General features: G+C 73.5%; 27 protein-coding genes. 1 reads left to right on the top strand and 26 read right to left on the bottom strand.

All coding sequences use genetic code 11. The features are described 5' to 3' along the window. Positions 1–8: 8 nt before the first annotated feature. The 12 genes from hisF to hisD all read right to left on the bottom strand — a co-directional run bounded on the left by hisF (position 9) and on the right by hisD (position 8,194). Positions 9–776, bottom strand: a complete 768-nt coding sequence (hisF, locus tag O7634_RS00725; RefSeq protein WP_278148243.1) for an imidazole glycerol phosphate synthase subunit HisF — start codon at positions 774–776, stop codon at positions 9–11. Between the two features lie 76 nt (positions 777–852). After that, positions 853–1,851 (bottom strand): NADP-dependent oxidoreductase, encoded by a 999-nt coding sequence (locus O7634_RS00730; protein WP_278148244.1) that lies wholly within the window; start codon positions 1,849–1,851, stop codon positions 853–855. A 44-nt stretch (positions 1,852–1,895) separates the two neighbouring features. Continuing rightward, positions 1,896–2,327 (bottom strand): organic hydroperoxide resistance protein, encoded by a 432-nt coding sequence (locus O7634_RS00735; RefSeq protein WP_278153817.1) that lies wholly within the window; start codon positions 2,325–2,327, stop codon positions 1,896–1,898. Between the two features lie 5 nt (positions 2,328–2,332). After that, the gene (locus tag O7634_RS00740) at positions 2,333–2,779 is read right to left on the bottom strand and encodes a MarR family transcriptional regulator (RefSeq protein ID WP_278148245.1); all 447 of its coding nucleotides are present in this window, start codon (positions 2,777–2,779) and stop codon (positions 2,333–2,335) included. 70 nt (positions 2,780–2,849) lie between these two features. Then, positions 2,850–3,239, bottom strand: a complete 390-nt coding sequence (locus O7634_RS00745; RefSeq protein ID WP_278148246.1) for a RidA family protein — start codon at positions 3,237–3,239, stop codon at positions 2,850–2,852. After that, complete coding sequence (gene priA, locus O7634_RS00750) at positions 3,236–3,961, bottom strand: bifunctional 1-(5-phosphoribosyl)-5-((5-phosphoribosylamino)methylideneamino)imidazole-4-carboxamide isomerase/phosphoribosylanthranilate isomerase PriA (protein WP_278148247.1); 726 nt, start codon at positions 3,959–3,961, stop codon at positions 3,236–3,238. Before priA ends, O7634_RS00745 begins: the two co-directional genes overlap by 4 nt. 14 nt (positions 3,962–3,975) lie before the next feature. After that, positions 3,976–4,299 carry a hypothetical protein gene (locus tag O7634_RS00755; protein WP_278148248.1) on the bottom strand — a complete coding sequence of 108 codons (324 nt, stop codon included), beginning with the start codon at positions 4,297–4,299 and terminating at the stop codon, positions 3,976–3,978. 36 nt (positions 4,300–4,335) lie between these two features. Further along, positions 4,336–4,968, bottom strand: coding sequence for an imidazole glycerol phosphate synthase subunit HisH (hisH, locus tag O7634_RS00760; RefSeq protein ID WP_278148249.1), 633 nt, complete (start codon positions 4,966–4,968; stop codon positions 4,336–4,338). Beyond that, positions 4,965–5,135: a hypothetical protein gene (locus O7634_RS00765; protein ID WP_278148250.1), complete on the bottom strand. Its 171-nt coding sequence runs from the start codon at positions 5,133–5,135 to the stop codon at positions 4,965–4,967. Before O7634_RS00765 ends, hisH begins: the two co-directional genes overlap by 4 nt. Before the next feature lie 58 nt (positions 5,136–5,193). After that, the gene (hisB, locus tag O7634_RS00770; protein WP_278148251.1) at positions 5,194–5,805 is read right to left on the bottom strand and encodes an imidazoleglycerol-phosphate dehydratase HisB; all 612 of its coding nucleotides are present in this window, start codon (positions 5,803–5,805) and stop codon (positions 5,194–5,196) included. Next, complete coding sequence (locus tag O7634_RS00775; RefSeq protein ID WP_278148252.1) at positions 5,802–6,875, bottom strand: histidinol-phosphate transaminase; 1,074 nt, start codon at positions 6,873–6,875, stop codon at positions 5,802–5,804. Before O7634_RS00775 ends, hisB begins: the two co-directional genes overlap by 4 nt. Continuing rightward, entirely contained in the window at positions 6,872–8,194 is a 1,323-nt protein-coding gene (hisD, locus tag O7634_RS00780) for a histidinol dehydrogenase (protein WP_278148253.1), read from the bottom strand. Before hisD ends, O7634_RS00775 begins: the two co-directional genes overlap by 4 nt. 106 nt (positions 8,195–8,300) lie before the next feature. On the opposite strand from hisD, the gene O7634_RS00785 reads away from it, so the two are divergent. Further along, the gene (locus tag O7634_RS00785) at positions 8,301–9,005 is read left to right on the top strand and encodes an LON peptidase substrate-binding domain-containing protein (protein ID WP_278148254.1); all 705 of its coding nucleotides are present in this window, start codon (positions 8,301–8,303) and stop codon (positions 9,003–9,005) included. Here the strand turns inward: O7634_RS00785 and O7634_RS00790 are convergent. The 14 genes from O7634_RS00790 to ftsZ all read right to left on the bottom strand — a co-directional run bounded on the left by O7634_RS00790 (position 8,920) and on the right by ftsZ (position 21,622). Beyond that, positions 8,920–9,813: a DUF2567 domain-containing protein gene (locus tag O7634_RS00790; RefSeq protein ID WP_347404233.1), complete on the bottom strand. Its 894-nt coding sequence runs from the start codon at positions 9,811–9,813 to the stop codon at positions 8,920–8,922. The genes O7634_RS00785 and O7634_RS00790 overlap by 86 nt on opposite strands. A 56-nt stretch (positions 9,814–9,869) precedes the next feature. Then, positions 9,870–11,597 carry an ATPase gene (locus tag O7634_RS00795; protein ID WP_278148255.1) on the bottom strand — a complete coding sequence of 576 codons (1,728 nt, stop codon included), beginning with the start codon at positions 11,595–11,597 and terminating at the stop codon, positions 9,870–9,872. A 95-nt stretch (positions 11,598–11,692) separates the two neighbouring features. Beyond that, on the bottom strand, positions 11,693–12,721 hold the full coding sequence (locus O7634_RS00800; RefSeq protein ID WP_278148256.1) for a hypothetical protein: 1,029 nt from the start codon (positions 12,719–12,721) through the stop codon (positions 11,693–11,695). Positions 12,722–12,763: 42 nt separating this feature from the next. Then, positions 12,764–13,708, bottom strand: coding sequence for an RluA family pseudouridine synthase (locus O7634_RS00805; RefSeq protein ID WP_278148257.1), 945 nt, complete (start codon positions 13,706–13,708; stop codon positions 12,764–12,766). Continuing rightward, positions 13,705–14,319 (bottom strand): signal peptidase II, encoded by a 615-nt coding sequence (gene lspA / locus O7634_RS00810; RefSeq protein ID WP_278148258.1) that lies wholly within the window; start codon positions 14,317–14,319, stop codon positions 13,705–13,707. Before lspA ends, O7634_RS00805 begins: the two co-directional genes overlap by 4 nt. 64 nt (positions 14,320–14,383) lie before the next feature. Then, entirely contained in the window at positions 14,384–14,803 is a 420-nt protein-coding gene (locus O7634_RS00815; protein WP_088988421.1) for a TraR/DksA C4-type zinc finger protein, read from the bottom strand. A gap of 224 nt (positions 14,804–15,027) precedes the next feature. Further along, the gene (locus tag O7634_RS00820) at positions 15,028–16,527 is read right to left on the bottom strand and encodes a potassium/proton antiporter (protein ID WP_278148259.1); all 1,500 of its coding nucleotides are present in this window, start codon (positions 16,525–16,527) and stop codon (positions 15,028–15,030) included. Between the two features lie 22 nt (positions 16,528–16,549). Beyond that, positions 16,550–16,855, bottom strand: a complete 306-nt coding sequence (locus O7634_RS00825; RefSeq protein WP_278148260.1) for a DUF167 domain-containing protein — start codon at positions 16,853–16,855, stop codon at positions 16,550–16,552. 10 nt (positions 16,856–16,865) lie between these two features. Then, entirely contained in the window at positions 16,866–17,600 is a 735-nt protein-coding gene (locus tag O7634_RS00830) for a hypothetical protein (RefSeq protein WP_278148261.1), read from the bottom strand. Between the two features lie 83 nt (positions 17,601–17,683). Next, the gene (locus O7634_RS00835) at positions 17,684–18,490 is read right to left on the bottom strand and encodes a DivIVA domain-containing protein (RefSeq protein WP_278148262.1); all 807 of its coding nucleotides are present in this window, start codon (positions 18,488–18,490) and stop codon (positions 17,684–17,686) included. A gap of 44 nt (positions 18,491–18,534) precedes the next feature. Then, positions 18,535–18,840: a YggT family protein gene (locus O7634_RS00840; RefSeq protein ID WP_030334503.1), complete on the bottom strand. Its 306-nt coding sequence runs from the start codon at positions 18,838–18,840 to the stop codon at positions 18,535–18,537. A gap of 30 nt (positions 18,841–18,870) precedes the next feature. Beyond that, entirely contained in the window at positions 18,871–19,563 is a 693-nt protein-coding gene (gene sepF, locus O7634_RS00845; protein ID WP_278148263.1) for a cell division protein SepF, read from the bottom strand. Positions 19,564–19,753: 190 nt separating this feature from the next. Next, positions 19,754–20,497 carry a YggS family pyridoxal phosphate-dependent enzyme gene (locus O7634_RS00850; RefSeq protein WP_278148264.1) on the bottom strand — a complete coding sequence of 248 codons (744 nt, stop codon included), beginning with the start codon at positions 20,495–20,497 and terminating at the stop codon, positions 19,754–19,756. A gap of 9 nt (positions 20,498–20,506) precedes the next feature. After that, complete coding sequence (gene ftsZ, locus O7634_RS00855) at positions 20,507–21,622, bottom strand: cell division protein FtsZ (protein ID WP_278148265.1); 1,116 nt, start codon at positions 21,620–21,622, stop codon at positions 20,507–20,509. Positions 21,623–21,643: the final 21 nt, after the last annotated feature.

Raw genomic sequence — 21,643 nt, forward strand, 5'->3', positions numbered from 1 at the left:
CGCAGCGCTCAGCGCACCGGGTGGCCGTCGCGGCGCAGGGCGTCCTTGACCTCGGCAACGGTCAGCTCGCCGAAGTGGAAGACGCTGGCGGCGAGCACGGCGTCCGCACCGGCGCCGATCGCGGGCGGGAAGTGGCCCACCTGGCCCGCTCCGCCACTGGCCACCACCGGCACCTCCACCACCGCCCGCACGGCGGCGATCAGCTCCAGGTCGAAGCCCGCCCTGGTGCCGTCGGCGTCCATCGAGTTGAGCAGGATCTCCCCCGCGCCCAGCTCGGCGACCCGACGGGCCCACCAGACGGCGTCGATCCCGGTGCCGCGCCGGCCGCCGTGCGTGGTCACCTCGAAGCCACTGGGCGTGGCGTCGGTCGTGGCCCGGCGTACGTCGAGGGAGAGCACGAGCACCTGCCGACCGAACCGGTCGGCGATCTCGGCGATCAGCTCCGGCCGGGCGATGGCCGCGGTGTTGACACCGACCTTGTCCGCGCCGGCCCGCAGCAGCGTGTCGACGTCGCCGACCTGCCGGACCCCGCCGCCGACGGTCAACGGGATGAACACCGACTCGGCGGTGCGGCGCACCACGTCGAGCATCGTGCCCCGGTCGCTGGAGGACGCGGTGACGTCGAGGAAGGTCAACTCGTCCGCGCCGGCCCGGTCGTACGCGGCGGCCAGCTCCACCGGGTCACCCGCGTCGCGCAGGTCGAGGAAGTTGACCCCCTTGACCACCCGCCCGGCGTCCACGTCCAGACACGGGATCACCCGAACCGCCACCGTCATGCCGCGAGCCTATCCCCCGCCCACGCGGGGGTGACCGACCGGTGCGGCGGGTCACCCCCGTGCGGCGAGAGGGCACTCACAGGCGGACGAGCATCTTGCCGAGGTTGTCGCCACGCAGCAGGCCGAGGAACGCCGCCGGGGCGTTCTCGATGCCGTCCACGATCGTCTCGTCGTAGGACAGCGTGCCCTCGCGCAGCCAGCCGGCGACATCGCGCACGAACGCCGTACGCACGTCGTTGTGGTCGTTGACCAGGAAGCCGCGCAGGGTGAGCCGCTTGCCGATGACCAGCGCCAGGTTGCGCGGCGCGGCCGGCGGCTCGGTGGCGTTGTACTGCGCGATCATGCCGCAGATGGCGATCCGGCCGTGCAGGTTCATGGCCGAGATCGCCGCCTCCAGGTGGTCGCCGCCGACGTTGTCGAAGTAGACGTCGACGCCGTCCGGCGCGGCCACCCGCAGCGAGTCGCGGACCGGCCCGTCGTGGTAGTCGAACGCGGCGTCGAAGCCCAGCGCCCGCAGCCGCTCGACCTTCGCCGGGGAGCCGGCGCTGCCGATCACCCGCCCGGCGCCCTTGAGCTTGGCGATCTGGCCGACCAGGCTGCCGACCGCGCCGGCCGCGGCGGAGACGAAGACCGTCTCGCCGGGCTTCATCGCGGCCACCTCCAGCAGCCCCGCGTACGCGGTCAGCCCGGTCATGCCCAGCACGCTCAGGTAGGCGCTGACCGGGGCGAGGGTCGGGTCGACCGGGCGGGCGGCGCCGGCGTCGAGCAGCGCGTACTCCCGCCAGCCCAGCCCGTGCAGGACCGTGGCCCCGACGGCAACGTCGTCCGACCCGCTGGCCACGACCTCGCCGATCGCGGCCCCGTCCAGCGGCGCGTCGAGCGCGAACGGCGCGACGTACGACTTGACGTCGTTCATCCGCCCGCGCATGTACGGGTCGACGGACATGTACTGGTTACGGACCAGGATCTGGCCCGGTCCCGGGGTCGGGACGTCGGTCTCGACGAGCCGGAAGTTCTCCTCGGCCGGCCAGCCGTTCGGGCGGCTGGCCAGGTGGATCTCGCGGTTGCTGGTCACGGGGTGGTCGTCCTCTCGTCCGGGGTTCTGGCCGGCAGGGCTGGTCAGGCCGACAGGGTCTCGCGGACCGTCAACGCGACGTCGATGTTGCCCCGGGTGGCGTTCGAGTAGGGGCACACCTGGTGGGCCTGCTCGACCAGCTGCTCGGCGGTCGCGCGGGGCACGGCGGGCAGGTCGACGACGAGCCGCACGGTGAGCCCGAAGCCGCCGCTGCCGTTCGGGCCGATGCCGACCTCGGCGCCGACGACGGAGCCGTTCACGTCGGCCTTGGCCCGGCGGGCCACCACCCGCAGCGCGCTGTGGAAGCAGGCGGCGTAGCCGGCGGCGAAGAGCTGCTCGGGGTTGGCCGCGCCGCCGGCGCCACCCATCTCCTTCGGCACGGCCAGGTCGAGCGCGAACGTGCCGTCGGAGGTCTCGACGTGGCCGTCCCGGCCGTCGCCGCTGGCGGTGGCGGACGCGGTGTAGAGAACCTGCATGATGGTCACTGCTCCTTCTGTCGGTGGATGGTGTCGGTGACCCGGGTGAGGGTGTCGCGCAGCGTGACCAACTCGTCGAGGTCCAGCCCGGTGGCCCGGGCGACGCACAGCGGGACGTGGTCGACCCGTTGCCGCAGGGCCCGACCCTGGTCGGTGAGCCCCACCTCGACCCGCCGCTCGTCGAGGGCCGACCGCCGCCGGACCACCAGGCCCGCCCCCTCCAGCCGCTTGAGCAGCGGGGAGAGGGTGCCGGAATCCAGTCGCAGCTCGGCGCCCAACTCGGACACGGTGCGGGCGTCGTCGGGGCGCTCCCAGAGCGCCAGCAGCACCAGGTACTGCGGGTAGGTCAGCCCGAACTCGTCGAGGAGCGGCCGGTAGACGTCGGTGAGCGCGCGCGACGCGGTGTAGAGCGCGAAGCACACCTGCCGGCGCAGCACCAGGTCATCGGTCACCGTTGAACCGTAGCGCGCAATTAGGTTGTGCACAACCTATCGGGCTGGGGCCGGGGTCGTCCGGCGTACCTCACCGGTCGCCGAGGTACGCCTCCAACTCCACCTCCACCAGGTGTTCCGGGTCCAGCAGGCCGGCGACCACCACAAGGGTCGCCGCCGGCCGGACCGCGCCGAAGACGACGTTGTGCGCCCGACCCACCTCGTCGGCGTGCAGTCGGTCCGTCACGTACATCCTGGTCCGGACCACGTCACCGGGCTCCGCTCCCACCTCGGCGAGCGCCGCCAAGCCGATCCGCAGCGCCTGCGCGGTCTGCGCGGCGGCGTCACCCACGTGCGCCACCCGACCGTCCACCGTCGACGTGCAGCCGGCGGTGAAGACCCGGTCACCGGCCCGCACCACCCGGGCGTAGCCGTACCGCTGTTCCCAGGGACCGCCCGAGCCCAGCCGGGTGACGGTCACGCCTCGGCCAGCGTCCGCAGCGCCTCGGCCACCGTGAAGGCGCCCGCGTACAGCGCCTTGCCGGCGATCACGCCCTCCACCCCCACCGACTCCAGACCCGCCAACGCCCGCAGGTCGTCCAGTGTGGACACCCCGCCGGAGGCGATCACCGGACGGTCGGTACGGCCACACACCTCGCGCAGCAGGTCCAGGTTCGGCCCGCGCATCGTGCCGTCCTTGGTGATGTCGGTGACCACATACCGGCTCGCGCCCGCCTTGTCCAGGCGCTCCAGCACCTCGTACAGGTCACCGCCGTCCCGGGTCCACCCCCGCGCGGAGAGGGTGCGACCCCGCACGTCCAGCCCGATCGCCACCCGGTCGCCGTACTCCCCGACCACCCGGTCACACCAGACCGGGTCCTCCAACGCGGCGGTGCCGATGTTGACCCGGGCCGCTCCGGTGCCCAACGCGGCGCGCAGCGACTCGTCGTCCCGGATGCCACCGGAGAGCTCCACCTTCACGTCCAACTGCCGCACCACCTCGGCGAGCAGGTGCGCGTTGGTGCCCCGCCCGAAGGCCGCGTCCAGGTCGACGAGGTGGATCCACTCCGCGCCGTCCTGCTGCCACGCCAGTGCGGCCTCCAACGGGTCACCGTAGACGCTCTCGCTTCCGAGTGCGCCCTGCACGAGCCGGACGGCCCGGCCGTCGGCGACATCCACGGCGGGCAACAGGGTGAGGCTCAACGTCTTCTCCTCGATCAGGTACGACGGTCCAGTGCGATCACCACGATCGCCGGCAGTACGAGCAACAAGAGCACGATCAGCGCGACACGCAACGCCAGATTGTCGACGAGCGTCCAGATCAGGATCAGCGCCGCGCCGGTGAGCAGCACGATCGCGGCCCGCTCACCTCGGGTGTGCCGGGCCAACCGCCCGGAGCGGCCCCGCCGCAGCCGTGGCGTCAACCGGCGGAACACCGCGCGACGGCGCTCCCGACGGGCGACCCGGCGCTGCCGGACCGCCCGCTCCCGGGCCTGCTCCGCCTCCCGCTGGGCCCGGCGACGGGCGCGTTCCCGACTCACCGCGACACTCCACGACCGGACGTCGCGCGACGACGCTCACCCACCGCTGGGCAGTGTGGCCAACCAGTTGCGCAGCAGCGCGGCACCGGTGTCGGCGGACTTCTCCGGGTGGAACTGGGCCGCCGCGAGCGGCCCGCGCTCCACCGCGGCGACGAAGTCCTGGCCGTGGTGTGCGATGGTCACGGTGGCGCCGGCGGCGGCCAGCGCCGCCGGGTCGCCCACGGCGTACGAGTGCACGAAGTAGAACCGGCTCTGCTCGCCCAGCCCGGCGAAGAGCACCGACTCCCGGGGCGCCCGGACGGTGTTCCAGCCCATGTGCGGCAACCGGTCGGCGGCCAGCCGGGTCACCCCGCCGGGCAGCAACCCGAGCCCCTTGGTCACCACCCCGTGCTCGTCGCCGTGCTCGAAGAGCACCTGCATGCCCACGCAGATGCCCAGCACCGGCCGGCCGGCGGCCACCCGCTCGGCGATCACCGGACCCGCACCGAGCGCCTCGATCCCGGCCATGCACGCGGCGTACGCCCCCACGCCCGGCACCACCAGACCGTCGGCGGCAGCCGCGGCGGCCAGGTCGTCGGTCACCCGAACGTCCGCGCCGGCGGCGGCCAGGGCCCGCTCGGCCGAGCGCAGGTTGCCCGAACCGTAGTCGAGCACCACCACGTCGCTCACGCGTTCTCCCCGGGCAGAAGCCACAACACCCCGCCGGCCGTGGCCAGCACGGCGAGCAGCGCGGTGATGATCACCGCTCCCTTCGGCGCGCCCTGCCGGTGCAGCGACCACGCCCCACCGACCAGCACCCCGGCCAGGATCAGCAACAACGTCGGCAACGCGGTCATCAGCGACACCTTCCATTCGCGACTGCGGGGCTCCGCTTCGCTGCACTCCTCGCGCTCATCAGAGCGCACCCTTCGTGCTCGGGATCGCGCCCGCCGACCGCGGGTCGATCGCCGTGGCCTCGCGCAGCGCCCGGGAAACGGCCTTGAACTGCGCCTCCACCACGTGGTGCGCGTCCGGGTGCCCGCCCGGCCGGGCCGCCCGCAACACGTCCACGTGCAGCGTCACCCGGGCCGCCTGGCCGAACGACTCCCAGATGTGCCGGGTCATGCTCGTCGCGTACACCGGCCCGATGTACGGGGCCAGCACCGGCTCGTCGTGCACCACGTACGGCCGACCGGACAGGTCCACCGCGGCCCGGACCAGCACCTCGTCCATCGGCACCGTCGCCGAACCGTACCGCCGGATGCCCGCCTTGTCGCCCAGCGCCTCGTCGAACGCGGCGCCCAGCGCCAGCGCGGTGTCCTCGATCGTGTGGTGCGCGTCGATCTCCAGGTCACCCACCGTGCGCACGGTGAGGTCGAACCCGCCGTGCCGGGCGATCTGGTGCAGCATGTGGTCGTAGAAGCCGACGCCGGTGCTGATCTCGGCGGCGCCGGTGCCGTCGAGGTCGATCTCGACGAGGACCTTGGTCTCCTTGGTGATCCGCTCCACCCGGGCGGTCCGGCTCATTGAAGATTCTCCATCGCAGAAAGAAAGGCGTCGGTCTCGGCGGCGGTGCCCGCGGTCACCCGCAGCCAGCCGGGCAGGCCCACGTCGCGGACCAGCACCCCCCGGGCCAGCAGGGCGTTCCAGACGACGGTCTGGTCGCCGCCCACCTCGAACAGCACGAAGTTGGCGTCGCTGTCGGCGACCCGCAACCCACGCTCCCGCAGCGTCGCCACGATCCGGTCCCGCTGCGCCATGATCGCGCTCACCGTACCGAGGAGGGCGTCCCGGTGGGCCACCGCCGCGCGGGCGGCGGCCTGGGTGAGCGTGGAGAGATGGTACGGCAGCCGGACGAGCTGCACCGCCCGCACCACCGCCGGGTCGGCCGCCAGGTAACCCAGCCGCCCGCCGGCGAAGCCGAACGCCTTGCTCATCGTCCGGGTGACCACCAGCCGCGGGTGGCCGGGCAGGACCGCGAGGGCGCTGACCGTCCCGGGCCTGGCGAACTCGGCGTACGCCTCGTCGACGACCACCATTCCCGGCGCGACGTCGAGCACCGCGGCGACCACCGCCGGGTCCAGCGCGGTGCCGGTGGGATTGTTCGGCGAGCAGAGGAAGACCACGTCGGGCCGGTGCTCGCGGACCTGCGCGACCGCCTCGGCGGCGGTCAACCCGAAATCGACGCCGCGCGCGGCCGGCACCCACCGGGTGCCGGTGCCGAGGGCCAGCAACGGGTGCATCGAGTACGCCGGGACGAATCCCAGCGCGCTGCGCCCCGGCCCGCCGAACACCTGCAACAGTTGCTGCTGGATCTCGTTGGACCCGTTCGCCGCCCACACGTGCTCGACGGTCAGCCCGTGGCCGAGATATTCGGCCAGGTCGGCGCGGAGCGCCACGGCGTCCCGGTCCGGGTAGCGGTTCAGCTCGCGCAGCTCGGCGGCGACGGCCTTGCCGATCGCCTCGACCACCGGCTCCGGCACCGGGTGCGAGTTCTCGTTGGTGTTGAGCCGCACCGGCACGTCGAGCTGCGGCGCCCCGTACGGCGACAGCCCGCGCAGGTCGGCGCGGATCGGCAGGTCCTCCAGACCGGTCACGCCAGCCCTCCCGGGAAGCGGGCCTGCACCGCCTGGCCGTGCGCGGGCAGGTCCTCGACGCCGGCCAGGGTGACCACGTGCGGGGCGACGTCACGCAGCGCCGCCTCGGTGTACTCGATCAGGTGCACGCCGCGCAGGAAGGACTGCACGGACAGGCCGGACGAGTGCCGGGCGCAGCCGCCGGTGGGCAGCACGTGGTTGGAGCCCGCGCAGTAGTCACCGAGCGACACCGGCGACCACGCGCCGACGAAGATCGCCCCGGCGTTGCGCACCCGCAGCGCCCACTCCCGGGCGTCGGCCGTCTGGATCTCCAGGTGCTCGGCCGCGTACGCGTCGACCACCCGCAGCCCGGCCTCGAGATCGTCGACCAGGACCACGCCACTCTGCTCGCCGGTCAACGCGGTGGTCACCCGCTCGGCGTGCTTTGTCGCCGGCACCTGGCGGGCCAGCTCGCGCTCGACCGCCTCGACCAGCGCCAGCGAGGGGGTGACCAGCACGCTCGCGGCGAGCGGGTCGTGCTCGGCCTGGCTGATCAGGTCGGCGGCGACGTGCGCCGGGTCGGCCGTGTCGTCGGCCAGGATGGCGATCTCGGTCGGGCCGGCCTCGGCGTCGATGCCGACCACGCCGCGCAGCAGCCGCTTGGCGGCGGTCACCCAGATGTTGCCCGGGCCGGTGACCAGGTCGACGGGATCGCAACGCCGCTCCCCCGCCGGGTCCACCGCCGCGCCGTACGCCAGCATCGCCACCGCCTGGGCGCCGCCCACCGCGTACACCTCGTCGACGCCGAGCAACGCGCAGGCCGCGAGGACCCGGGCGTCGGGCAGGCCGCCGTTGTCCCGCTGCGGCGGGCTCACCACCACCAGCGAGCGCACCCCGGCCGCCTGGGCGGGAACGACGTTCATCACCACCGTCGACGGGTACATCGCCAGGCCGCCGGGCACGTAGAGGCCGACCCGGTCGACCGGCAGCCACCGCTCGGTGACGGTGCCGCCGGGCACCACCCGGGTGGTGTGGTCGGTGCGCCGCTGGTCTTCGTGCACCCGCCGGGCCCGGCTGATCGACTCCAGCAGCGCGGCGCGGACGGCCGGGTCGAGCACCCCCTCGGCCTCGGCGATCGCCTCGACCGGCACCCGCAGCACCTCCGGGGAGATGCCGTCGAAACGCTCGCTGGCCTCCCGGATCGCCGGGTAACCATGCTCGCGGACCGCCTCCACCAGAGGCCGGATGCGCTCGACGGCGACCGACACGTCGAGCTGGGCACGGGGCAGCAGGCGACGCGGGTCGTCGAGACCGTCGCGTAGGTCGATCCGATTCAGCACCCTTGCGAGTCTAGGCGGCCCACCCGGCGTCCACCCGGGCCGCCCGTACGCCGGGACGGTGAGCCGGGCCACGCCCGGCAGGGCGAGATTGGTTAGGCTCGACCATGTGACCGCACGGCTGCCGGTGTTCCCGCTCGCAACGGTGCTCTTTCCCGGTCTGGTGCTGCCGCTGCACATCTTCGAGGAGCGCTACCGGGCCCTGGTCCGACACCTGGTCGACCTGCCCGAGGGCGCCCCGCGCGAGTTCGGCGTGGTGGCCATCCAGGCCGGCTGGGAGGTCGCGCCCGCCGGCCCCGGCGAACGGGCGACGGCGGGCGTCGGCGACGTCACGCTGCACGAGGTGGGCTGCACCGCCGAGCTGCGCCAGGTGACCGAGCTGGCCGACGGCGGTTTCGACATCGTCACCGTCGGCCGGCGGCGGTTCCGGATCGCCGAGGTCGACGACAACGCCGCGCCCTACCTGACCGCCGACGTCGAGTGGCTGCCCGATCCGGGCGGGCCGGACGAGGTCGCCGATCTGCTGGCCGCCCGGGTGATCGCGGTGTTCCGGCAGTATCTCGGCCTGATCCGCGCCGACCCGGAGGAGATCTCCGAGCAGCTGCCGGAGGACCCGACGGTCCTCTCCCACCTGGTGGCGGCGACCGCGGCGCTCACCGTCGACGACCGGCAGCGCCTGCTGGCGATCGACGACACCGCCTCCCGGCTCCGCGCCGAGCTGCGGCTGCTCAACCGCGAGGCGGCTCTGTTGCGTCAGGTCCGGGCGGTTCCGGTGCCGCTGGCGGAGCTGGCGTCCCCACCGACACCCAACTGAGCTGCGCCGGCTCGGGGCGCAGGTTGGGCCACCGGGACCAGCCGGCGAGCAGGGTGTACATGACGGCGGCGCCGAACGCCGGCAGCAGCAGGTTGCCGTGCGGCACCGGCAGCACCCCGAGCAGCCAGTCGACGCCGCCCGCCCGCAGGTCCGCGGGCTTGCCGAAGGACTGGCCGGCCGGCGCGGTGGCCAGCAACCGGTCGAAGGTGGCCAGGCCGACGCGCCGCCCCACCTGCCACGCCACCGGCGCGGCGACCAGCGCGCCGAGCACCGCGGCCAGCAGTCCGACCGGGCCGCGCTGCCGACGCAGCACGAACCAGAGGGCGAACGCCGCGAGCAGCCCGAAGGCGAGACCGAGCAGGCTGAACCAGCCGTCCGCGGCGATCGGCTGCTCCGGTTGCGGCTCGGCGTAGATCGCCCCCTCGGCGGTCTTGAGCACCGGCGTGTCCGGCGCGAGCGCGGCCCAGAGCAACCCGAGCGGGATGCCCAGCGCGGCCAGCGCGAGCACCGCGCCGAGGACCGTCGCCGCCGTGCGCAGCGGGCGACGAGGCTCGTCGAACCGCAGCTCCAACGAACTCTGGTACGCCGCCGAGGCGCCACCGTCCGGAAGGGGGCCGCCCACCGACGGCGCGACCGGCGCGACAGGTCCGGGCGTCCCGTCCGCCGTGACCGCCTGTGGGGTGCCGGCGCCCGGTGGCGGGTCGGCCGGTGACCCGGCGGGCGGCGGTGTGGCGCCCGCCGGCTGGGCAGCGGCGGGTCGGTCGGGCTCGTCGACGGGGCGCGCGGGATCGGGGTTGTCCGGGCTCACCCGATGATCCTCTCAGGCCCGGTACCCGGCCGGGGCTCCGGTGGCGGCGGACCCGCTCACCGGGCGAACGGCTCCACCATCATGGCCGCCGCCCGCAGCCACGCCTGTCGGGTCTCCGGTTGGAGTTGGTGGTACTCGATCGACGAGCCGGTCTCCAGCGCCGGGTCGTACGGCACCACCGCCACACCCCGGGTGCGGGTCGCGAAGTGCCGCTCCAGGTCGTCCTGGAGGGGCGAGCGGCCCGGGGTCGGGCAGGAGATCAGGGTGATGGCGTTGTCCGCCAGCTCGCTCATGCCCTCCTCGTGCAGCAGGTCGAGCATCCAGTCCGCGCTGAACGCCGCGTCCTCGCGGGGAACCGTCGTCACCACCAGTTGGTCGGCGGCCTGCATCACGGTGCGCCAGTTGGGGCTCTCCACGTTGTTGCCGGTGTCCACGCAGACCACCTCGTGGGTGCGCCGCAGCAGCTCCAGCACCCGCCGGACGGTGAACTGGTCCAGTCGCTGCGCGAAGCGCGGGCTCTCCTCGCCGGCCAGCACGTCGTACGAGCCGTCGGAGGCGTGCCGGAGGTAGTCGTCGAGCCGGTCCAGAAGGGTCGCGCCCTCCAGGATCTCGATCTGGGCCAGCTCGCTGACCAGGTGCCGGATCGTCCGGGCGTGCCGGGCGCTGCCGGCGCGCAGGCCGAGGGTGCCCCGTAGCTCGTTGTCGTCCCAGGCCAGTACGCCCTTGCCGCGCACGCTGCCGACGGTGGCGGCGGCGAGCACCGTGGCGGTCGTCTTGTGCACCCCACCCTTCGGGTTGGCGAAGGCGAACACCCGGGGCGTGCCCAGGTCCCGGCGGAGCACCCCGTTGGCGCGCTCCTGCTCCTGGTCGACGCCCTGCGGGCGCCACTCGATCCGGGCCGGGTAGGAGCGCTCGGCGACCGCCGAGCCGACCGCCGGGGCGGGTGGCGTCGGCGGGACGGACGGCCGGGTGACCGGCGGCGCGGGAGGCGGGGCCACCGGCGGGGGTGGCGCGGCCACCGGATAGCCGGTCTCCGGCTGGTAGCCGGTCTCCAGCAGGGCGTAGCGCGACTCGACCGGCTGGTCGCCCGGCCGGTAGCCGTTGTCCAGCAGGGCGTAGCGCGACGGGACAGGTTCGGAGCCGCGCGGCGGCTCGGGCGCGGCCCGATAGTCCGGCTCGGGCGCGGCCCGATAGTCCGGCTCGGGCGCGGCCCGATAGTCCGGCTCGGGCGCGGCCCGGTAGTCCGGCGCGGCGCGGTAGCCCGGCTGCTCGGTGCGGTAACCCGGCTCGCTCCGGTAACCCGACTCGGCGCGGTAGTCCGGCCCGGCGCGGTAGTCCGGCTCGGACCGGTACGCCGGCTCCGCCTGGTACGCCGACTCGGACCGGTACGCCGGCTCACTCCGGTAGGCCGGCTCCGCCCGATAGGCCGGCTCGGACCGGTACGCCGGCTCGCCCCGGTAGTCCGGCTCGGACCGGTACGCCGGTTCGGCCCGGTAGTCCGGCTCGGCCCGGTAGGCGCTGTCGACGCGGTAGGTCCCCTCGGCCCGGTAACCGGGCTCCGCGCCGTACGACAGCTCGGAGGGGTGCCCGATGGCGGGGGCCCGGCCGGCGTAACCGTTGCCTGCCGCGCGCCGGGGCAGCGGGTCCGGCGGGGCCTCCTCGGCATGCCGGTCCGGTTCGGTCTGCTCGGCGCCGCGACCGCCCAACCGGGCACGGTCCAACAGCGCGCGCCACCGCGGTGCTGGTTCGGCCGGCCGGCCCCAGCCGGTCTCACTGCCCTCCACGGCCCGCCCTCCCAGCGCCATCAATCTTCGTCTGACAGGCTACGAACCAAACCCTATTCGGACCACACCCGCACGCGCACACCAGCCGACGCACATCACGACGACGTCGGGGTCGGCGGCTCGACGTCGAGGGTGTCCGGCGAGGTGGTGACGCCCGACGGCGTCGACAGGGTGGGTTCCGGTGTGAACGGCTCGGGTGACGGAATCGTCACGACCGGTGCTGATTCCGACGATTCGCCCAGCGTCGGCGAGGGCGACGTCGCGCTCGGCGTCGACGCCGGCCGCTCGGGCGCGGTCGGCTGCGGGGTGGGCCCGGTGTCGGCCGGCGGGCGCACCACGTCGCGCTGCTCGGGCAGCGGCGGCGTGAAGACCGTGCGGTCCAGCCGGTACACCTCGGGGGCGGGGTCGACCGCCCGCACGTCGGGTCGGGTCGCGACGCCGCGAAGGACCACCGGCGTCGCCCGCACCACCGCCGCGTAGACGCAGGAGCAGCCGAGGCGGTACGCGGCCGCCTCGGCGGCGGCCACCTCGGCGCCGCCGAGGTAGCGCTCCCGCAGCTCCCGCTCGCCCGCGTCGGCGCCCCGCACCGCGGCGGCCCGCGCCCGGTAGTCGGCGGCCTCGTCGTCCTTGCGGGTCGCCACCCTTGCCATCCCGGCGAGCACGTCGTCCGGCACCCGCAGGGCGGGAATCTTGACGATCTCGGTCTGCCGGCCGGGCAGCGGCACCCGCCCGAACACCGTCGAGACCGGCACGTCGCCGAGGACCTGCGCCAGCCGCTGCGGCGGCAGGTACGTGTCGAGTGTGACGAGCGCGTACGTCGTACCCTCGGCGGTTTGGGCGGACGCGTGGAGCGCGGCCAGGTCGGCCGCCGCGGACCGCAGGTAGCCGGGGACGGAGTCACCCTCGGAGACGCCGACCCGGGTCACCTCGCCCACCGTCCGGTCGCCGACCGGCGTGTCGTCGACGGCCCAGACCGCGGTGCCCAGCACCGCCGCCGCGGAGAGCACGGCGGCCCAGGTGAGCACCCCGGACCGCGCCGACCGGTCGCCCAACCGGGCGACGGTCCGGCTCAGCCGCGGCAGCAGCCGCTGGTCCAACTGCCGCAGCAGATCGCCGGCGCGCACGGGCGGGATCCCCTCTGTGGATCGGTGTGGGGCGGTCGCCGCTCAGTCACGCAGGATCTGGAGCGCACGGTCCAGATCGTCAGGGTAGTCGCTGACGAACCGGACCTCGTCCCCCGAACGGGGGTGCAGGAAGCTCAGTTCGCGGGCGTGCAGCCACTGTCGGGCCAGGCCGAGACGGGCCGAGAGGGTGGGATCGGCGCCGTAGGTGAGGTCACCCACACACGGGTGCCGCAGGGTGGAGAAGTGCACCCGGATCTGGTGGGTCCGGCCGGTCTCCAGCCGGACGTCGACCAGGCTGGCCGCCGGGAACGCCTCCAGGGTGTCGTAGTGGGTGACGCTCGGCTTGCCCCCGGAGACCACCGCCCACCGGTAGTCGTGCGTGGGGTGCCTGTCGATCGGCGCGTCGACGGTGCCGCGCAGCGGGTCGAGGTGGCCCTGCACCACCGCGTGGTAGCCCTTGTCCACCTCGCGGTACTTGAAGGCCCGCTTCAGCGCCGTGTACGCCTGCTCGCTCTTGGCCACCACCATGATCCCGGTGGTGCCCACGTCGAGCCGGTGCACCACGCCCTGCCGCTCGGCGGCGCCACTGGTCGAGATGCGGTGCCCGATCGCGGCGAGGCCGCCGATCACCGTCGGCCCGGTCCACCCCGGGCTCGGGTGCGCGGCCACGCCCACCGGCTTGTCGACCACGACGATGTCGTCGTCGGCGTAGACCACCCGCAGGCCCGGCACCGCCTGCGGCACCACCGTCGGCGGCGCGGCCGGGGCGGGCAGCGTGACCTCCAGCCAGGAGCCGGCCTTGACCTTGTGGGAGTTGGGTCGGGCGGCCCCGTCGACGAGGGCGTCCCCGGCGTCGACCAGTGCCGCGGCGGCGGTGCGGGAGAGCCCGAACAGGCGGGCCACCGCCTGGTCCAGGCGCATGCCGTCGAGGCCGTCCGGCACCGGGAGGGAACGGTGGTCGCCGCCGGCGGCGAACGCGGCGGTCACGCCCGCTCCCGCTGCTCGGCGCCCGACGCGGCACCGGTCGCGGCCGGCTCGCCGTCGCGCCCCACCCGCCGGCCGTCCCGCTGCCGGCCGGTCAGCTCCAACAGCACGGCCAGCAGCACGCCGCTGACCAGCGAGCTGTCGGCCAGGTTGAACACCGGCCAGACCTGACCGTACGGGTCGAAGAGGCTGATCATGTCGACCACGTGACCGTGGAAGGGGGACGGCGCCCGGAAGATCCGGTCGACGAGGTTGCCCAGCGCCCCGCCCAACACCAGGCCGAGGGAGATCGCCCAGGGCAGCGAGCGCAGTCGCAGGGCCATCCAGACGATCCAGCCGACCACCCCGATGGTGATCAGCGGGAAGACCCAGGTGTGGTCGGCGCCGATGCTCCAGGCCGCGCCGCTGTTGCGGGTCAGGCTCAGGTAGACGAGCCCGCCGAGCAACCGGACCGGCTCCCGGTCGGTCAGCGCGGCGAGCGCGAGGTGCTTGGTGACCAGGTCGGCCAGCAGGGCCACCACGGCGACGCCGGCGAGGATCGCCACGGCGCGGGGCCGGCGGGTGCCGCCCCCGGGGTCGGTGCGGTCAGGTTCGGCGGACGGTGCTGCGGTCATGCGCTCCCCATCGACAGTCTCGGCGGTGATCGCTCACCGTCTCATCGCCGCCGGGGAACGGGCCTCAGCGCCGCTCCTCCAGCTGCTTGCACGTCACACACTGGGTGGCCGACGGGAAGGCGGCGAGGCGCTCGACCGGGATCGGGTTGCCGCACCGCTCACACCAGCCGTAACCACCCTCGTCGAGGCGCTCCAGAGCGCGCTCGACCTGCGTGATCCGTTCCAGGATGCTGTTGGCGAGAGAGATCTCCTGCTCGCGCTCCAGGGTCTTGGTGCCCGTGTCGGCCTGGTCGTCCCCGGCCGAGTCGGTCAACCGGTCGCGCTGCAGCTCGGTGATCTCACTCAGCGTCTGATCGTACTCGGCGCGAAGCTCGTCCCGCCGCGCCGCCAGCGCCGCCCGGATCTTCTCGGTCTCCGCCGCGCTGCGGGTGGCCTTGGCCACCGGCTTACGCCCGGCGGTTCTGGTGTCGGCTGGCTTCGCCATGGTTCGCTCCCTCGGCCGGGGAGCCGCGCGGTCCGCGGCGCCTGGTCAGGGGGCGCCGACCAGGGCGTCCCCTATGGACAAAAAGGGGCGCACGGCGACAAGGCCGCGCACTCCGGAGGTTGGCAAGAATACGGAACGTACAGGCGTCCGACAACGTGGCGCACCGTCGTACCGACTAACGACCCCTAGCTCTGCCTAACCGGGGCAAAAGGAACGCTAGCAGATCAACCGGGTACCTCATCTCCGTACTCGCCAAACCATCGGGCCAGACGACCCCGCCGACTGACCGCCCGCAGCCGCCGTTCCGCGGCGTCGCGGACCCCGGCGGTCGCCACGATCAGCAGACTGTCGGCGGTCTTCAACCGGGTGTCCGGCGCCGGCACGAAGCCCACCCCGTCGCGCAGCACCAGGGTCACCGACGCGCCCACCGGAAGCCGCAACTCGTCGACGTGCACGCCCGCCAGCCGCGAGCCCGGCGGCACCTCCACCTGGAGCAGATCCGCCCGCATCCGCTCCAGCGGCGCGGTCTCCACGTGGATCTCGGCGGCCTCGGCCGGTGCGGTCACCCGCAGCCGACGGGCGAGCGGCCCCAGCGTCCCGGTCTGCACCAACGTGAAGATCACCACCAGCACGAAGACCACGTCGAAGAGCCGCTCCGCGCCGGGCACCCGCTCGGACAGCGGGATGGTGGCCAGCACGATCGGCACCGCCCCGCGCAGCCCGGCCCAGGACAGGAACGCCTGCTCGCGGAGGCTGACCCAGAACGGCAGCGCCGAGGCGGCCACCGACAGCGGGCGGGCCAGCAGCACCAGGGCCAGCCCGGCGACAACGGCGGGCAGCACCGCCGCGTCCAGCCGGCCCGGTGAGGCCAGCAGCCCGAGCAGCACGAACAACCCGATCTGGGCGAGCCAGGCCAGCCCGTCGGCGAAGCCGAGGATCGCCTGCCGGTGCGACAGCCGGGCATTGCCCAGCAGCACCCCGGCCACGTAGACGGCGAGGAAGCCCGACGCGTGCAGCACCGCCCCCGCGGCGTACGCCAGCACCGTGATGCCCACCGCGGCGATCGGGTACAACCCGGCCGACGGCAGCGCGGCCCGGCGCAGCGCCCAGGTGCCGGCGACGCCCGCCCCCACCCCGACCGCCGCGCCGGCGCCCAGCTCGTAGCAGACCAGCGCGACCTCGTAGTACCACGGGTGCGACAGGCCCCGGTGGGACAGCAGCACCACCAGCAGCACCACCGGCGCGTCGTTCATGCCCGACTCGGCCTCGAGGGTGGCCACCAGCCGGGGCGGCAGGCGGAGCCGGCGCAGGGTGGCGAAGACGGCCGCCGCGTCGGTGGACGAGAGCACCGCCCCGTAGAGCAGCGCCAACCGCCAGTCCAGCCCCAGCAACAGGTGTACGGCGACGCCCACCACCACGATGCTGACGACCACCCCGACGGTGGAGAGCGCGGACGCCAGCCCGAGCACCGGACGCAACGTGCTCCAGCGCGCGGTGAGGCCCCCCTCCGCGATGATGACGATGAGCGCGCAGAACCCGAGGGTCCGGGTCAGCTCGACGTCGTCGAAGCGGATACCCAGCCCGCTCTCCCCGATCGCCACGCCCAACGCCAGGTAGACCAGGAGGCTGGGCACGCCGAGCCGGGTGGAGAGCCGTACCGCGCCGACCGCCACCAGCAGCACGGCCGCACCGAGCAGCAGCGCGATGTCCAACCCCGGCGTCACGACCGCCGCGCCTGAGCTGTCCTCACCCGGCGGATCCGTCGCGCAGCCGACGCAGCAGCTCGGGCACCCGCGGACCGGGCCGATCGACGAGGAAGAGTTTGTCCCGGCTGGCCGCGCCGGCGCGCAGTGACACAGTCGCCGGACGCACGCCCAACGCCCCTGCCAGCGCCCGGCGGGCCGCCTCGGTCGCCCGGCCGTCGACGGCCGGATCGTGTACCGCGATCACGAGAGCGGGCCCGTGCGGGCCGTCGAAGCGGCCACCCACCCGGTTCCGGGAGGCGCCGGGCTTCACCCGCACCGCCACGGTGAGCGTGTCCTGCGCGGGCACCGGTGCCGCTTCAGATCGGCCGGACGTCGGCGAGGAGGGCGGTCGCTGGCGCGCAGAGCGCGCACGGGGTGAAGCCGAGCTCCACCGCCTCGGCGACCGGCAACGTCTCGGGTTGCCGGCCGACCAGGTGTGGACAGGTGTCGAGGTGGTAGCGGGGTCGGCCGTCCACGACCTCGACGTCGTCGAGGAGCCGTGCGACCCGGGCCGCCTCGGCGACGGTGACCGGCTGCTCGGCCGGCTCGTCGGCGAGCGACCCCCGGCCGTCGAACACGTCACCGGCCGCGTCGGCGACCGGCGGCGCCGGGCTGACGGGCCGGGCGCGGGCAGGCGCCTCGTCGGTCACCGGCACGAACGGCGGGTCCTCGTCGAGCGGGGCCGCCTCGTCGACGCGCGGTGTCTGGTCGACCGGCGGCGCGGGCGGTTGCCGCCACCCGGTGCCGCCGGTACCGACCGTCGTGGGCACGTGCTGGACCGGCACCTCCGGCTCGACCAGCGGCGGCCCGTACGCGACACCCGGGCTGGCCTGGCTGGCCGAGTGGGGAGCGTCGGGGTGCCGCCGGCCGGTCCGGCCGGAATCCACAGTGGCCCGGTTGGCAGCCGCCTGGCGGGCGCCCACCACCAACGCCACGGCGGCCAGCAGACTGGCCGCGATGGAGATGATCAACAGGAAGCTGGAGCCACTGGCCAGGCCGAGCACCAGGAGCACCACCGCGACGAGGATGAGCAGAAGACTTGCGACTATCACGGCTCACCCCCGCCGCGTCGTACCGTCCAGGCAGGGCCGGCGACCGTCACCATTGTTGGCGGACCGTGATCGCCGGCCGGTGCTCAGCGTCCGGCTTCGAGGGCGCCGGAACGCCCGCCGCCGCCGTACGAGCCGGCGAGACCCGCGGCGGCCAGCCCGTTGCCGCCCGTGACGCGGCCGGACTCGGAGCGGGTCATCTCGGCCTCGAGGCCCTGGCCGCGACCGTCGAGGTCACGCAGCTGGCTCTCCAGGTACGCCTTGAGCCGGGTGCGGTACTCGCGCTCGAACTGCTTGAGCTCCTCGATGTGCTTCTGCAGCGCCGTGCGCTTGGCGTCCAGGCCACCCATGGCCTCCTGGTGCCGCTGGCGGGCGTCCCGCTCCAGGGCATCGGCCTTGGCACGTGCCTCGCGGGTCACCTCCTCGGCCTTGCTGCGGGCCTCGGACAGCAGGCTGTCGGCCTCGCGGCGGGCGTCGGACACGTGGTCGTCGGCGGTGCGCTGGGCCATCATCAGCACGCGCAGGGCCTGCTGCTCGCCGTCACCGGTGACCCCCGCGGGACCGCCGGTGGCACGAACCTGCTCCAGCTCGGCCTGCATCGCGCGGGCCGCCTGCTCGGCTGCCGACTTGTCGCGCTGCACCCGGTCGAGCTGGGCCTTGACGTCGTTGAGCTCCGCCGCCAGTCGGGCGTCGCCGCCGGGGCCGGCGGGGGCACCGCCACGGCCGCCGCGCTCCACCTGGGCGCGCAGCTCGTTGTTCTCCTCGATGAGACGGGCGAGCTCGCGCTCGACCTCGTCCAGGAAGGCGTCGACCTCCTCCTCGTCATACCCCCGCTTGCCGATCGGCGGCTTTTTGAAGGCGACGTTGTGGACGTCGGCCGGGGTCAGCGGCATCGAAACTCCTCGGGTCAGTTGCGGCCGCGAAAGCGCGTCGGTCATCAGGCAGATGCCCTGATCGACGGCCCTAACACGAACTCCATCAGCACGAACAGGATAACCAGGAGCACAAGGGAGGCCAGGTCGATGCTCACGGTACCAATTCGCAGCGGAGGGATCACACGCCTCAACGCGTTGAGAGGGGGATCAGTGACGCTCCACACGGATTCCAATCCCGCTGATGCTCCGCGCCCCGGTTGCCAGCGGCGGCCGTACTGCAGGACGGCGCTCAACACGAACCGGGACAGAAGGAGGAGCAGGAAGACATAAAGGATCAGGTACAGCACTTGCAGTAAGATCGACAACACGATCAGCGACGTCCCTCGGGTCGGGCGGTATCAACTCAGACTGAAAAAGCCGCCCTCAGCGATCTTGGCCTTGTCCTCAGCGGTGACCTGGACATTGGCCGGTGAGAGCAGGAACACCCGATTGGTCACGCGCTCGATCGTACCGCGCAGGCCGAACGCCAACCCGGCGGCGAAGTCCACCAGACGGCGGGCATCGGCCTCATCCATCTCGGTGAGATTGATGATCACCGGGACGCCGTCGCGGAAGTGCTCGCCGATGGTGCGCGCCTCCCGGTAGGTGGTGGGGTGCAGCGTGGTGATCTGGTAGCGCTGCTCCTCCTCCGGCATGGCCCGCTCACGCGCTGTGACCTGCGGCGCGAGGGCCAGGTTGTCCCGCGTGTGGTAGGTCAACGCGCCCGAGGTCTCGCTCGCCGGCGACCGGGTGATCGACCGTACGCTGGACCGCTCGATCCGCTCCGGACGCTCACCGTCAGCGCGCTCGGAATCGCCCAGCCGCCCGCTCGCGCGCTCGGAGAGCCGACCCCGCTCGCTGACCCGCGGCCGGGGAGCCGGCGGCTCCTCGGTGTCGTCGTCGTCCTCGTCGGCGAACTCCTCGGCATACCGGCTCTGCCGGTAACGCGAGTCGCGGTAGCCACCCTTGTCGTAGCCACCGTCGTCGTAGGCCCGCTCGTCGTCCTCTTCGACCAGACCGAGCCAGACCCCCGCCTTGCGCAGTGCACCCATCCCGCGCCCTTCCGTCCGCCGTGCGGCACGCGCCCCCGTGCCGTGTCGCCCGTCGCGAGTGGACAACGATGCCCATCGGACCGGAACGGCAATCCCCCGGCACGCGATTCGCGTCGCGTGCCACGGCCCCCGACTGAGGACGCCCGCCCCTGAAACAACACTGATGTAATTTGCCTGTCTGGCGGTCAGGCTACCGCAGCGTGGGACGCATTCCGAGCAACGCGCTACCCACACGGACATGTGTCGCGCCGTATTGGATCGCGATCTCGAAATCTCCACTCATCCCCGCGGACAGCGCGGTGGCTCCCGGATGGACGGTGCGAAACACGCCGGTAACCTCGGCGAGTCGCGCGAAGGCCCGCTCCGGTTCCCAACCCAGCGGCGCGACCGCCATGAGACCGACCAGGCGCAGGCCCGACGCGTCGGCCACCGCCCCGGCCACCGGCTCCAGCCCGGCGTCCGGATCGGCCGAGCCGGGCAGCGCCCCGCCCCGGGCCCCGTCACCGTCGACGCTGACCTGGACCAGGACGTCGAGCGGCACCTCCCGGTCGGCGGTCGCGGTGGCCAGCGCACGGGCCAGCCGGACACTGTCGACGGAGTGCACCACGTCGGCGTAGCGGACCACCGAACGGGCCTTGTTGCGCTGCAACTGGCCGATGAAGTGCCAGCGGGGGCGTACCCCGGCGGCGGCGACCTCGGCGACCTTGCCGGCCGCCTCCTGGTCGCGGTTCTCCCCCACGTCGGCCACACCGAGCCCGGCCAGCGCCACCACGTCGCTGGCCGGGTACGTCTTCGTCACCGCGATCATCGTGACCTCGGCGGGGTCCCGGCCGGCCCGCGCGCAGGCGTCGTCGATCCGGGACCGCACCCGGGCCAGCCCGTTGGCGAGTTCCGCACGCCGGTCCGGTCGTACCGTTGCTGAGCTGTCGGTCATCGGCGGTGCTCAGGACCCGTTCTTGAGGAAGTCGGGAACGTCCACGTCGTCGAAGAGCACCCGACGGGGTGACTGGGCCGGAGCCGGGTTGGTCACCGGCGGCGGCACCGGGGTGCTCTGCGGCGCGGGCTGGTTGGTGTTGGTCTTGCGGGTCGGCTCGGCCGCCTTGTAGGCGGGCGTGCCGCCGTCGAAGCCCGCCGCGATGACGGTCACCCGCACCTCGTCACCGAGCGCGTCGTCGATGACCGCTCCGAAGATGATGTTCGCGTCCGGGTGGGCCGCGTCGGTGACCAGCTGCGCGGCGTCGTTGATCTCGAACAGGCCCAGGTCGGAGCCACCGGCGATGGAGAGCAGCACGCCACGCGCGCCGTCCATGCTCTGCTCCAGCAGCGGGCTGGAGATGGCCGCCTCGGCCGCCTCGACGGCGCGGTTCTCGCCCCGGGCGCTGCCGATGCCCATCAACGCGCTGCCGGCGCCGCTCATCACGCTCTTGACGTCGGCGAAGTCCAGGTTGATCAGACCCGGGGTGGTGATCAGGTCGGTGATGCCCTGCACACCGGAGAGCAGCACCTGGTCGGCGGTGCGGAACGCGTCCATCATGCTGATGTTGCGGTCGCCCAGGGCCAGCAGCCGGTCGTTCGGGATCACGATGAGGGTGTCGCACTGGTTGCGGAGTTCGTCTATTCCCGACTCGGCCTGCACCTGCCGGCGCTTGCCCTCGAACGAGAACGGCCGGGTCACCACACCGATGGTCAGCGCGCCGAGCTTCCGGGCGATGTTGGCCACCACCGGCGCGCCACCGGTGCCGGTGCCGCCGCCCTCACCGCAGGTCACGAAGACCATGTCGGCGCCCTTGAGCACCTCCTCGATCTCGTCGCGGTGGTCTTCGGCGGCGTTCTTGCCGACATCCGGGTTGGCGCCGGCCCCCAGGCCACGGGTCAGCTCCCGGCCGACGTCGAGCTTGACGTCGGCGTCACTCATCAGCAGCGCCTGCGCATCGGTGTTGATCGCGATGAACTCGACGCCCTTGAGCCCAACCTCGATCATCCGGTTGACGGCGTTGACGCCGCCACCTCCGATGCCGACGACCTTGATGACCGCCAGGTAGTTGTGCGGAGGTGTCATCTCCGGTCCTTTCCTTCGAGA

The organism is Micromonospora sp. WMMD1120, from assembly GCF_029626235.1.
Taxonomy (GTDB): Bacteria; Actinomycetota; Actinomycetes; order Mycobacteriales; family Micromonosporaceae; genus Micromonospora.